Raw genomic sequence first — 12891 nt, forward strand, 5'->3', positions numbered from 1 at the left:
TGGGGACGACTCCTGGCTGTGGACTGGACAACAGACAAGATAATCATTATCAGATCCAGTGCCAATGGGGCTGCTGGGCAGCCCGCAATCTACCAGGTGACGCCGAACCCAGCAGTATAGCGAGTCTTGTCCAGGTCACTCTCACGGGTGCCGGTGATGATGTCCTTCTCCGCCTTCAGGTTCAGCGAAGCCCACTCGGTGACCTTGTAGCGCAGGCCAACCTCGGCATCCAGGGAATAGTCGGCCACGCCGCCCAGCGGCTTGGCGAACTCGCCGTTGGTGAACAACTGCACATTCTTGCCGATCAGGTAGCGGGTGTAGTCCCACTTCACGGCTGCCGAATAGAAGTTGTCCTTGCCGCCGTCCTGGTACTCGAAGTCGGTGCGGTTGATCAGCGATCCCAACGAGAACGCGCCCAGTTCATCGTCCCAGAACTGGTAACCCGGGCCGGTACCCACCGTACGCTGGCGGGCCAGATCCTCGATGCGGTCGCGCTTGTACTCCGCACGCCCCTGCCAGAACCATTTCTCGGTGATGAAGCGGTCCAGGGCGTACTCGGCACTCCAGTTGTCGGTGGTAGTGACCTCGTCCTTGGTCTCGCGGTTGTATTCGCCCTCGGCGTTATGCCGCCAGCGGCCGTGGCGGGCCGTGGTCTTGAAGCCGACATCATAGTCGTCGGTGTCGTTCTCGGCGCGCTTGTAGTCCAGCGCGACGTCGACGTTGCCTTTCCACACGAAGTCTTCGACCAATGGCTTGGGCTTCATGATCTGCTCGATGCTGGCCAGCTCCACGGTCTTCGGCGCCTCGCCGTTGGCCAGGATCACCTTGCCAGCCTCCGCGGCCTTCAGTGACTTGGCTTTCTCACCGCTGTAGGCGTCCTGCTTGACCAGCAGCTCCTGGTCGCTTTCCAGGGTCTGGACCTGTTTCCAGTCCAGCGCGATGGAGCCGCCATAAGGGGTTTCCAGCAGCAGCTTGCCGCCGTCGAAGACTTTGATCTTGCCGCTTAGCCGGTCACCGTTCTTCATCCACACGGTGTCGGCGAACACCGGGGAGGCGCACAGGGAGGCAGCAAGGAGGCATAACAGGGATCTAGAATTCATAAACGGACTTTGGATTGCGGACGATGGGTTCGGTTTGACGAAAAAGCCGGGCATTATCCAGATACCGACAACCAGAGCAAGCACTGACCGGCAGCCTGCCGTTGAGTTCAAATCTCATTTACCGGACCACCGGTCCGGTTTCACCTGCAGCCCAGGGGGGGCGTGATGTCTGATGGTTACGAGCACGCTCTGGATTCGGCCGAGGGCCGACGAACGGCGCTGTATTCGGTACTGGGCCAAGTGCCAGTCGGCAAGGTTGTGAGCTATGGCCAGCTGGCCGAACTGGCCGGGCTGGGGCGCGCGGCACGCTGGGTCGGGCGTACCCTCGGGCAGTTGCCGGCGGATACCCGCTTGCCGTGGCACCGGGTGCTCGGCGCAGGTGGCCGGTTGAGCCTGACACTGGGCACCCCGTCGGGTGATGAACAACGGGCGCGGTTGCGCGCGGAGGGGATCAATGTAGCCAATAATCGTGTGGATATGACGCGCCATGGCTGGCGCCCAATGGAGCACAGCGGTTAGAGTGCGCGCTTTGTTTTCTGAAACTTGAGGCAGATGTTGGCCCATGCCCCGTAAAACCTGGCGCGCTGCGCTCGCTGCCTATGCCAGCCCGTCAACCCTGGTACTTTTACTGCTCGGTTTCGCCGCCGGCCTGCCCTACATGCTGGTGTTCTCGACCCTGTCGGTGTGGTTGCGCGAAGCGGGCGTGGCCCGCGAGACCATCGGTTACGCCAGCCTGATCGGCCTGGCCTACGCCTTCAAATGGGTGTGGTCGCCGCTGCTCGACCAATGGCGCCTGCCGCTGCTCGGCGGCCTGGGGCGCCGCCGTTCATGGTTGCTGCTTTCGCAGTCGCTGGTGGTGGTCGGGCTGGTCGGCATGAGCCTGTGCGACCCGCAGCAGCACCTGTCCTGGCTGATTGCCATGGCCGTGCTGGTGGCATTTGCCTCGGCCACCCAGGACATCGCCGTCGACGCATACCGCCTGGAAATCGCCGACGACCAGCGTCAGGCCGCACTCGCCGCCAGCTACATGGCCGGCTACCGGGTCGCTGCCCTGCTCGCCACGGCTGGCGCCCTGTTCTTCGCCGAGTGGTTCGGCTCCACCGGCTACAGCTACCTGCACAAGGCGTGGGCCGGCACCTACGTGATGTTCGGGGTGATGATGCTGCCTGCCCTGTTCACTACCCTGGTCATGCGTGAGCCGCCGGTACCCATGCGCACCCAGCTTTCGGCTGCGCGCTACGGCCTGGTGCATCAGCTGGCTTCGGTGTTCGTGCTGATCATCCTGCTGGTGTCGGTGCCGGCCAGCTTCACCCAGATGTTCAATACCGGCTGGTCCAGCGTCATCGCCGGTGATGCCACCCCCCTCGACCTGCTGCTGGAGGACCGCGCCTTCCTGCGCCTGATCCTCTACGTACTGCTGAGCTGGGCGTGCCTGTCGAGCCTTGGCCGCCGCGGCTTGGCCCCGGTACTGACGCCGGTCAACGATTTCATCGCCCGCTACCGCTGGCAGGCCCTGCTGCTGCTCGGCCTCATCGCTACCTATCGCATGTCGGATACGGTGATGGGCGTGATGGCCAACGTGTTTTACATCGACATGGGCTTCACCAAGGACCAGATTGCCAGCGTCAGCAAGATCTTCGGCCTGATCATGACCCTGGTCGGCGCCGGTGTCGGCGGCCTGCTGATCGTGCGCTTCGGTATCATGCCGATCCTGTTCATCGGAGGGGTGGCTTCGGCGGGTACCAATATCCTGTTCCTGATGCTGGCCGACATGGGCCCCAACCTGGAAATGCTGGTGGTGACCATCTCGCTGGACAACTTCAGCTCGGGCATGGCCACCTCGGCCTTCGTCGCCTACCTGTCGAGCCTGACCAACCTGAAATTCTCGGCGACCCAGTACGCGTTGCTGAGCTCGATCATGCTGCTGTTGCCGCGACTGATCGGCGGCTATTCGGGAGTGATAGTGGAGAAGTTCGGCTATCACGACTTCTTCCTGATCACCGCGCTGCTGGGCGTACCGACGCTGATCCTGATTGCCCTGCAGTGGCGCCAGGAAGCTGGGCGGGGTACGCCGGTGGCGGAGGACAGCTCAGCGGCCGAGCGGCCGTGAGAGGTTTGCATCGCCTGCACCGGCCTCTTCGCGGCGGTTCGACGCCTCGATGAGACCGGTACAGGCAATAAAAGCTTACTGAGTAACAGCCCCTTCCCCAGGCCGCCCACCCACTACAAACCACAGCGGCCACAGCGCCAGAGCCCCCGCCACCCCCGCCGCCAGGGCAAAGTGCAGCAAGCTGGCACCGGCACCGATCATCGCCAACAGCGCCCCGCCCAGCCCCAGCAAGGCGATGGTGATCATCCCCAGCATGGCCGACACCAGGCCCTTGCTCTGTTCGCTGGAAAACAGCGTCATGCGGTACAGCACCGCGTTGGCCACGCCCAGGCCCAGCGCGTACAGCGACATGCCTGCCACTACGCTGGTTACGCTCGGCCAGTACCAGGTGGCCAGCACCATCAGACAAAGGCCGGCGAGGTACGGCCACAACGCGCCGCGCACCAGGGCCGGCAGCGGATAGCGGTCGGCAATGCGGTTGATGATCAGGTTGCCGAGTATCAGCCCGGCAAACACGGGAAGCTGCCACAAGGCGTATTCCAGGGTGCTGAGCCCCTCGTCGTGAATCAGCAGCACCGGCGACAGGCCGATCCAGCCAATCAGCGGCAGACCGACCAGGCCCAGGGCCGCGCTGCCAGCGACAAAGCGGCGGTTGGCCAGCAACTGGCCATAGCCCGCCAGCAGCGGCAGCAGGTGAATCGGCGTGAACGCCAGGCGCGTGCCGTCCCGGCGTTCCACCCCCAGGGTTTCCGGCATCAGGCGGTACAGCAGTACCCAGACCAGTACCGCCCCCGTGGCGAAGGCCACGAACAGCCAGCGCCAGTCCAGCCACTGCAGCAGCAAGGTGCCCAGCAGTGGCCCGAGCAGGGGCGACAACAAGGCGATGTTGGCCAACAAGGCCATCATGCGCACTGCATCCGCCTCGCTGAAGGCTTCGTTCAGGGCCGGGTAGCTGACCGTGACCACAAAGCCCAGGCCAATGCCCTGCAGCAGGCGCAACAAGTTGAACAGGCCGATGTCATGCACCCAGAAGGTAGCCAGGCAGGCCACCCCGAAGAACGTGCAACCGATCAGCAGCAACGGGCGCCGGCCGTAGCGGTCGGCCAGCGGGCCGATCAGCCATTGCAGGACCACGCCACCCAGCAGATACAGGTTGAGGGCATGGGGGATGTATTCAGGGCTGGCGTCGAGGTCGCCAACCACCACCGGCATGGCCGGCATGACGGCGTCGCTGGCCAGGTAGGTCAGCAGCTCGAACAGTGCCAGGGTCAGGCCGAACAGCAAGGCGCGCAGCGGGGTGATGTACAGCAATGGCTTCATGATGGCGTATCGGGTGTGGCAGGAGGGGTCAGCCTATATGCCAGATATGCCGGGAAATTGCTGTGAACAAGTGTAAAAACGGGGCCGTTTGGGCCCCGGTTTCACTACGGTGTTACTGCGTTGCAGTCTCCTGCACCACGCGAATCACCCGTTGCGGAAACGGGATATCGATCCCTTCCGCCTTCAACCGGTCACGGGCATGCTCGTTGAGCATGAACATCACGTCCCAATAATCCGAAGTCTTGGTCCAGATGCGCAGCGACACGGTTATCGAGCTGTCACCCAGCGTCGAGATCACCGCCTGCGGTGCCGGGTCTGCCAGCACGCGTGGATCCTGCGCCAGTTCCAGCAACACGTTGCGGGCCTTCTGCAGGTCGGCCTCATAGTCCACACCCACGTCGAACACCACCTTGCGCGTAGGCTGGCGGTTGGTGTTGGTGATGATACCGTTGGACAGGCTGCCGTTGGGCATGATCACCGTCTTGTTGTCACCGGTACGCAGCACGGTGTGGAAGATCTGGATGCTGTCGACGGTGCCGGCCACGCCCTGCGCCTCGATCCAGTCACCGATGCGGAACGGGCGGAACATCAGGATCAGCACGCCACCGGCGAAGTTCGCCAGGCTGCCTTGCAGCGCCAGGCCGATGGCCAGGCCTGCAGCACCGATGGCCGCGACAAAGGAGGTTGTCTCGATGCCGATCATGGAGGCGACGCTGACCATCAGCAGCACCTTCAGCACGATATTGGCCAAGGTGCTGATAAAGCCCTGCAATGCCAGGTCGGCATTGCGCAGGCCAACCAGCTTGCCCAGGCGCGCGCTGACCTTGTTGATGATCCACCAGCCGACCGCCAGGGTCAGCAGCGCAAGCAGCACACGGCTGCCGTATTCCATGATCAAGGGGACCCACGTCTGGGATTGGCGGACCAGCTGATCGACTTCAGCGTTCAAATCCATACTCATCTCCTGATGCCGAGCGGCAAGTACACGGTAAAACAGGCCGCGCCTGTTTGCGCAGCCCCGGCCCCCATGGACATCATCAGGCCATCAGGGTTCCGGGTAGCACCTGCATCAGTCGCGGAAGTTGTTGAACTGCAGCGGCATGTCGAATTCCTTGGCGCGCAGGGCTGCAATCGCCTCTTGCAGGTCGTCACGCTTCTTGCCGGTGACACGCACCTGCTCGCCCTGAATGGCGGCCTGCACCTTCAGCTTGGCGTCCTTGATGTGCGCGACGATCTTCTTCGCCAGCTCTTTGTCGATGCCCTCACGGAACTTGGCTTCCTGCTTCATTTCCTTGCCGGAGGCATAGGCGTCCTGGGTTTCCAGGCATTTTACGTCGATCTTGCGTTTGACCAGTGCACCGCGCAGGATCTCGATCATGGCCTCGAGCTGGAACTCGGCCTCGGCGGTCAGCAGGACGGTCTGGTCCTTGTCCTTGAACTCGAAGCTGCCCTTGCCTTTGAGGTCATAGCGGCGATCCAGCTCCTTGATGGCATTGTCGACAGCGTTTTGCACTTCGTGCTTGTCCAGTTCCGATACCACGTCGAACGAAGGCATGGTGATTCTCCAAAAATGAAAGCGCGCTCAGTCTGAAGATGGAGCGCGTCAGGGTTAGGCGGTTAAAATGCGGACTCATTATAACGGGTTGCGAAACGCATATGAGCAGCACCTGGCATATTCTCGGCGCCGGTAGCCTGGGCAGCCTGTGGGCCTGCCGCCTTGCACGCGCGGGCAAAGCGGTACGGCTGATCGTGCGTGACCAGCAGCGCCTGCGCGGCTACCAACAATCGGGCGGGTTGACGCTGATCGAAAACGAGCAGCCCCGGCATTACGCCATCCCCGCCGAAACCGCACGGGCACACGGGCCGATCCACCGCCTGCTGGTGGCCTGCAAGGCCTATGACGCAGCGCCGGCCATCGCCAGCGTGGCCCCACGGTTGGCTGAAGGTGCCGAAGTGCTGCTGTTGCAGAACGGCATGGGTAGCCAGGACGAAGCCGCCGACCTGGTGCCGCACGCGCGTTGCGTATTCGTGTCCAGTACCGAAGGAGCGTTCCGCGAAGGCGACTGGCAGGTGCGTTTTGCCGGCCACGGTTTCAACTGGCTGGGCGACCCGCGCAACCCGGCGGTCCCGAGCTGGTTCGATGACCTGCAGCAGGCTGGCATCCCTGCCCAATGGACGGTGGATATCCTCACCCGGCTGTGGCGCAAGCTGGCGCTCAATTGCGCCATCAACCCGTTGACCGTGCTGTACGACTGCCAGAACGGCGGGCTGCTGGGCCACCTGGACGAGGTCGAGGCGCTGTGCGCCGAACTGGCCAGGTTGCTGCGCCGGTGTGGCCAGCCCGAAGCGGCGGACGGGCTGGATGAAGAGGTGCAACGGGTGATCCTTGCTACCGCAGCCAACTACTCTTCCATGTACCAGGACGTGCGTGCTGGCCGGCGTACCGAGGTGCATTATCTGCTCGGCCACGCCTGCCGCGCCGCTGCTCGTCATGGCCTGCAGCTGCCGCAGCTGGAACACTTGCTGCAGCGTCTGGTCGAAAACCTGCGCCTGCGTGGCTTGCCCTGCGACTGACGCGGCCCCAACAACCGGATACGGACATTGCCTAGCCCATGACCTTGCGCCAACGCCTGGAAAACCTCCCGGTCGGGCAGAAGCTGCTGGCCGCCCTGCTGGTGTTGCTGGTGACCATCCTGCTGGTGGCCAACCTCACGTTCATCAGCGCCGCCTACTGGATCACCCAGGAAAGCATGGCGCCGCAGGCGCTGCAGACCATCGGCCGGCTGGTGGCCAACCCACAATTGGCGGCCCGCGCGGGCGACACCCCGGAAACCGCCAGCGCCCTGCTCAAGGAACTGGACAGCTACACCCCGCTACGCGCTGCCGCCGTCTACGGCGGCGATGGCCGGATGCTGGCGCAACTGCAGCATGGTGACCCGCTGGCCCTGCCCAAGCGTTTTCGCAACATCGACGGCTGGCGCCTGATGGAGTTTCGCAGCACCCAGCTGATCCGCATCCCGCGCGAGGCCAACCCGCCGGCGCACCTGCTGCTGGTGGCCAGCAGCGAACTGCCCACCGCCTTCTACACCGGTACCCTCAGCGCCAGCCTGGGCATTCTGGTGTTCAGCATCCTGCTGTGGATCGTGATCGCCCGGCAGATCAAACGCCTGATCACCCAGCCGATCAACCAGCTGGAAGAGCTCAGCCGCCAGGTTACCCGCGAAGAGAGCTACGCACTGCGCGCCCAGCGTGGCAACGATGACGAAATCGGTAGCCTGGCAGAAGCCTTCAACACCATGCTCTCGCGCATCGAAGCCCGCGAACACCAGCTCAAGCGCACCCGCGATGAATTCCAGGACGCCTATGATCAGGCCCAGGGCCTGGCCGAGGAAACCCGCCATACCAACCGCAAGCTGGAGCTGGAAGTCCAGGTGCGCAGCAAGATCGAGAAAAAGCTCACCGGTTTCCAGAACTACCTCAACAGCATCATCGACTCCATGCCCTCGGCGCTGATCGCCCTCGATGAACAGCTCTACGTGACCCAGTGGAACCACGAAGCCACGGTACTTTCAGGCACACCACTGGACGAAGCGCTGAACCAACCGATCTTCATCGCCTTCGAGCCGTTGAAGCCGTTTTTGCCACAGCTGAAGGAAACCGTGGAAAAGCACCGGGTGGCGAAGATCGAGCGGGTGACCTGGCCCAAGGGCGATGACCTGCGCCACTACGCCCTGACCTTCTACCCGCTGACCGGCGGGGGCGGCCGTGGCGTGGTTATCCGCATCGACGACATCACCCAGCGCCTGTCGCTGGAGGAGATGATGGTGCAGTCCGAGAAAATGCTCTCCGTCGGCGGCCTGGCTGCCGGCATGGCCCATGAGATCAACAACCCGCTGGGTGCCATCCTGCATAACGTGCAGAACATCCGTCGGCGCCTGTCGCCCGACCTGCCGCGCAACCTGGAGCAGGCCCAAGAGCTTGGCATCGACCTGTCCACCGTCAACCGCTACCTGCAAAGCCGCGAAGTGCCGCAGCTGCTCGATGGTATCCAGCAGGCCGGTGCCCGCGCGGCCAAGATCGTCACCCACATGCTCAGCTTCAGCCGCCGCAGCAACCGCCAGCTGGCACCATGCGACCTGCCGGCACTGATCGACCAGGCGGTGGACATTGCCGGCAACGACTTCGACCTGGCGATCGGCTTCGACTTCAAGGGCCAGGCCATCGTGCGCCAGTTCGACCCGGCGCTGGGGCCGGTACCGTGCACCGCCAACGAACTTGAGCAGGTGCTGCTCAACCTGCTGAAAAACGCCGCCCAGGCCATTCACCTGAGGCCGCAGCCGAGCGAGCCCGGGCGTATTACCCTGCGCACCCGGCTGAACCCGCCGTGGGCGGAAATCCAGGTGGAGGACAATGGCGTGGGCATGCCCGAGGCGGTGCGCAAACGCACCTTCGAGCCGTTCTTCACCACCAAGGAAATCGGCCAGGGCACCGGGCTGGGCCTGTCGGTCTCGTACTTCATCATCACCAACAACCACAAGGGGCAGATGGAGGTGCAGTCCACGCCGGGCCAAGGCACCTGCTTCACCTTGCGCCTGCCCCTGGGCCAGCCGGCAACGACGGCGCCGGCCAACACGGAGAAATGACATGGGCTACCGCCTGTCGAAGATTTACACCCGCACCGGAGACAAGGGCGAAACCGGCCTGGGCGACGGACGCCGAGTGCCCAAGGACCACCCGCGGATCGAGGCGATTGGCGAGGTGGACAGCTTGAACAGCCAGTTGGGCGTACTGTTGGCGTGCTTGGCCGAGGCCGGTCTGGATGAGGTGAGTACAGTGCTGGCGCCCTGTCAGCACCGCTTGTTCGACCTGGGCGGGGAACTGGCGATGCCCAGCTACCAGGCGTTGAACCAGACAGAGGTGGAGCGCCTGGAGGCGGCCATCGATGTGTGGAACGAAGAGCTGGGGCCGTTGAAGAACTTCATCCTGCCCAGCGGCTCGATGCTGGTGGCGCAGGCACATGTGTGCCGCAGCCTGGCGCGCAGTGCCGAGCGGCGGTGTCAGCAGTTGAATACCGTTGAAACGCTGGAAGGGGTTGGGTTGGCGTATATCAACCGGCTTTCGGACCTGCTGTTTGTGGCCGCGCGGATCATAGGGCGGCGGCAGGGGGTGGCCGAGGTTTTGTGGCAGCCGGCGGTAAAGCCTGAAGGCTGATATTTTTGGGGCTGCTGCGCAGCCCATCGCCGGCAAGCCAGCTCCCACAGAGACGGCACAGACTTCAAACCCTGTGCAGGCTCAGTGGGAGCTGGCACAGACTTCAAGCCCTGCGCGGGCTCTGTGGGAGCTGGCTGGCCGGCGATGGGCCGCATGGCGGCCCCAATTACTCAGGCGTCAGGCCAGAACGCCCGGATCCCGGCCACACCCTGTGCCCCGATATTCCAGGCCTGCTCACGCTCATCGGGCCCTACCCCACCCAGCAGATAAACCGGCTTGCTGAACCCGGCGATCAGGCGCTGCGCCTCGTCCCAGCCCAATGGCACGGCCTCGGGATGGGTCTGGGTGGCCTGCACCGGCGACAAGGTGACGAAATCCACGTCCATCTGCTCGGCCAGCGCCAGCTCCTCGGCACTGTGGCAGGACGCCGCCAGCCAGCGCTCCTTGGGGAACGGCCGGCCCTTGGCCGCGTATTTGCGCAACTGCGCTGCCGTCAGGTGCCAACCGGCAGCCGGGAAGTCACCCAGCCATTCCAACGGCCCTTTCAGCATCAGTTGCGCCTTGCCTGCACACAGCCCGACCGCATCCACCGCCACGTCGCGGTACTTGGGGTCGTACATGTCCGGGGCCCGCAACTGGACCAGGCGGATGCCACTGGCAACCGCCTTCTGGATGCCCTTGAGCATCCGCGGCACCTCCAGCCCCTCCGGGGTGATGAGGTACTGATCAGGCAGGCGCGCGGCAGCAACGATCGGTTTGTTGGCCTCGGGGAATTCGTACTGAGCCAGATCGCGCGGGGCAACCCACTCCAGCGGTTGCCCCTCGGCGCCGTGCGGCTCGCCCGTGAACGCCTCGACTTCGCGAACATCCAGCAGCACCTGCTTGTCCGGGTAGTCATGGCTGACCTTGATCAAGGCCCGCGAACGGCTCACCTCGATACCCAACTCCTCGCGCAGCTCACGGGCCAGCGCCGCCTCGACGCCCTCGCCGTCCTCTACCTTGCCGCCAGGAAACTCCCACAGGCCGCCCTGATGCTGAGTGTCGGCACGGCGTGCGATCAGAATGCGGCCATCACTGCCGCGAATCACAGCGGCTACTACATGAATACGTTTCACCCTGCACGCTCCGCCAGGCCAGCCTGCTGCCAGGCCTTGAACGCTGGCCACTGATAAATGGTCTCGATGTAGGTTGCCGCCTCTGCGGGTACCTCCACCCGGTAGGTACGCAGCCGCACGGCCACCGGGGCGAAGAAGGCATCGGCCAGGCTCGGCTTGCCGAACAGGAACGGGCCGCTGTCCTTGGCCAGCACCCGACATTCGGACCACAGCGCAACCATACGATCGATGTCGATCTGCACGTCCAGCGGCACGCTGTCCAGTGCCTGATCGCGCGACAGATCGAACGGCATGGCCCCGCGCAGGGCGAAGAAGCCGCTGTGCATCTGCGCGCACGCCGACCGCGCCTGGGCGCGGGCAGCCACGTCGGCAGGCCACAGTTGGGCCTCGGGGTGGCGTTCGTTGAGGTATTCGGCAATCGCCAGCGAGTCGGCGATCACTCCGTGCTCGGTCTTGAGCAACGGCACCTTGCCGGTAGCCGAGTACGCGAGCAGGCGCTGACGGGTGTCAGGCTGATTGAGTTTGATCAAGGATTCTTCGTATGGCACGCCGGCCAGCTCAAGGGCCAGGGCGCCACGCAGCGACCAGGAGGAGTACAGCTTGTCGCCGATGATCAGGTGATAGCTCATGGTTCGGCTCCATCATTTGGAAAAATCGGGGCCGCGTTGCGGCCCCGATCACATCAGGTACGGTACTCGGCGTTGATCTTCACGTATTCGTGCGACAGGTCGGTGGTCCAGATGGTTTCGCTGCACTGGCCACGGCCCAGCTCGATGCGGATGGTGATCTCTTCCTGGGCCATTACTGCCGAACCCTGCGCTTCGGTGTAGCTCGGGCTGCGGCCGCCCTGGCTGGCGATGCAGACGCTGTCCAGGTACACGTCGATCAGGCTGACATCCAGCTCTGGCACGCCGGCACGGCCGACTGCTGCCAGGATACGACCCCAGTTGGGGTCAGAGGCGAACAAGGCGGTCTTGATCAGCGGCGAGTGGGCCACGGCGTAGCCCACGTCCAGGCATTCCTGGTGGTTGCCACCACCGTTAACCTGCACGGTGACGAACTTGGTGGCACCTTCGCCGTCACGGACGATGGCCTGGGCAACTTCCATGCACACTTCGAACACCGCCTTTTTCAGCGCTTCAAACAACGCACCGCCGGCTTCGGTCACTTCCGGCAGGTTGGCCTTGCCGGTGGCGATCAGCATGCAGCAGTCGTTGGTCGAGGTGTCGCCATCGATGGTGATGCGGTTGAACGACTTGTTGGCGCCGTCGAGCATCAGGTCCTTGAGCACCGCTGGCGACACCTTGGCGTCGGTAGCGATGTAGCCGAGCATGGTGGCCATGTTCGGGCGGATCATGCCTGCACCTTTGCTGATGCCGGTGACGGTAACGGTCACGCCATCATGTTGAAACTGACGGCTGGCGCCCTTGGGCAAGGTGTCGGTGGTCATGATGCCGGTGGCGGCTTCCGCCCAGTGGTTTTCCGACAGGTTGTCGAGGGCGGCCTGCAGCGCACCTTCGATCTTCTCGACCGGCAGCGGCTCGCCGATCACGCCGGTGGAAAATGGCAGTACCGCTTCGGCGGGCACACCAGCCAGCTCGGCCAGCTTGGCGCAGGTACGCTCGGCAGCGGCCAGGCCTGGGGCGCCGGTACCGGCGTTGGCGTTACCGGTGTTGGTCAGCAGATAGCGCACGGTGCCCTGTACACGTTGCTTGGAGAGGATCACCGGCGCGGCACAAAAGGCGTTGAGGGTGAACACGCCGGCCACGCTGGAGCCTTCGGCGCAGCGCATGACCACTACATCCTTGCGCCCCGGGCGCTTGATGCCGGCAGAAGCGATGCCGAGTTCAAAACCCGGAACCGGGTGCAGGGTAGGCAAAGGACCAAGACCAACAGCCATTAGAGCGCTCCTAGAAATTACGGTTGATAGCGAAAAACGGGGCCGCTTCGCGCCCCATCGCGACACAAGGCCGCTCCTACAGGGTTGTCGCGATTCCTGTGGGAGCGGCCTTGTGTCGCGATGGGCCGCACAGCG

The 12891-nt window shown here is 63.9% G+C and carries 12 protein-coding genes; 5 read left to right on the forward strand and 7 right to left on the reverse strand.

All coding sequences use genetic code 11. The features are described from left to right. Nucleotides 1–89: 89 nt before the first annotated feature. Entirely contained in the window at nt 90–1100 is a 1011-nt protein-coding gene (locus AC5O5I_RS23325) for a DUF481 domain-containing protein (protein WP_172221054.1), read from the reverse strand. A 165-nt stretch (nt 1101–1265) separates the two neighbouring features. On the opposite strand from AC5O5I_RS23325, the gene AC5O5I_RS23330 reads away from it, so the two are divergent. Both AC5O5I_RS23330 and AC5O5I_RS23335 read left to right on the forward strand, forming a co-directional pair. After that, entirely contained in the window at nt 1266–1619 is a 354-nt protein-coding gene (locus AC5O5I_RS23330) for an MGMT family protein (RefSeq protein WP_172288296.1), read from the forward strand. A gap of 43 nt (nt 1620–1662) precedes the next feature. Continuing rightward, entirely contained in the window at nt 1663–3210 is a 1548-nt protein-coding gene (locus tag AC5O5I_RS23335) for an AmpG family muropeptide MFS transporter (RefSeq protein ID WP_172288298.1), read from the forward strand. 75 nt (nt 3211–3285) lie between these two features. Here the strand turns inward: AC5O5I_RS23335 and AC5O5I_RS23340 are convergent, their stop codons facing one another. From AC5O5I_RS23340 to AC5O5I_RS23350, 3 genes are all read right to left on the reverse strand, one after another. Beyond that, entirely contained in the window at nt 3286–4530 is a 1245-nt protein-coding gene (locus AC5O5I_RS23340; RefSeq protein WP_172221045.1) for an MFS transporter, read from the reverse strand. A gap of 112 nt (nt 4531–4642) precedes the next feature. Further along, a complete protein-coding gene (locus tag AC5O5I_RS23345) occupies nt 4643–5485 on the reverse strand; it encodes a mechanosensitive ion channel family protein (protein WP_172221042.1) in 843 nt (280 codons plus the stop codon). Between the two features lie 114 nt (nt 5486–5599). Beyond that, nucleotides 5600–6085, reverse strand: coding sequence for a YajQ family cyclic di-GMP-binding protein (locus AC5O5I_RS23350; protein ID WP_172221039.1), 486 nt, complete (start codon nt 6083–6085; stop codon nt 5600–5602). Between the two features lie 101 nt (nt 6086–6186). Between AC5O5I_RS23350 and AC5O5I_RS23355 the strand changes: the two genes are divergently transcribed. Genes AC5O5I_RS23355 through AC5O5I_RS23365 form a run of 3 tightly spaced genes read left to right on the forward strand, consistent with a single transcriptional unit; the run spans nt 6187 to nt 9741 of the window. Next, nucleotides 6187–7104: a putative 2-dehydropantoate 2-reductase gene (locus AC5O5I_RS23355; protein ID WP_494511639.1), complete on the forward strand. Its 918-nt coding sequence runs from the start codon at nt 6187–6189 to the stop codon at nt 7102–7104. A gap of 38 nt (nt 7105–7142) precedes the next feature. Continuing rightward, nucleotides 7143–9173, forward strand: a complete 2031-nt coding sequence (locus tag AC5O5I_RS23360; protein ID WP_172221033.1) for a sensor histidine kinase — start codon at nt 7143–7145, stop codon at nt 9171–9173. Nucleotide 9174: 1 nt separating this feature from the next. Further along, nucleotides 9175–9741, forward strand: a complete 567-nt coding sequence (locus AC5O5I_RS23365; protein ID WP_172221015.1) for a cob(I)yrinic acid a,c-diamide adenosyltransferase — start codon at nt 9175–9177, stop codon at nt 9739–9741. Nucleotides 9742–9911: 170 nt separating this feature from the next. Here AC5O5I_RS23365 and AC5O5I_RS23370 read toward each other — a convergent pair whose 3' ends face one another. The 3 genes from AC5O5I_RS23370 to argJ are packed head-to-tail and all read right to left on the reverse strand — an operon-like array spanning nt 9912 to nt 12756. After that, the gene (locus tag AC5O5I_RS23370) at nt 9912–10856 is read right to left on the reverse strand and encodes a Nudix family hydrolase (protein WP_494511640.1); all 945 of its coding nucleotides are present in this window, start codon (nt 10854–10856) and stop codon (nt 9912–9914) included. Continuing rightward, nucleotides 10853–11485, reverse strand: a complete 633-nt coding sequence (locus AC5O5I_RS23375) for a glutathione S-transferase family protein (protein ID WP_494511641.1) — start codon at nt 11483–11485, stop codon at nt 10853–10855. Before AC5O5I_RS23375 ends, AC5O5I_RS23370 begins: the two co-directional genes overlap by 4 nt. A 53-nt stretch (nt 11486–11538) precedes the next feature. Further along, entirely contained in the window at nt 11539–12756 is a 1218-nt protein-coding gene (gene argJ, locus AC5O5I_RS23380) for a bifunctional glutamate N-acetyltransferase/amino-acid acetyltransferase ArgJ (RefSeq protein ID WP_172233061.1), read from the reverse strand. Between the last annotated feature and the right edge of the window lie 135 nt (nt 12757–12891).

The sequence above is a fragment of the Pseudomonas sp. 9_2_1 genome, from assembly GCF_059295275.1.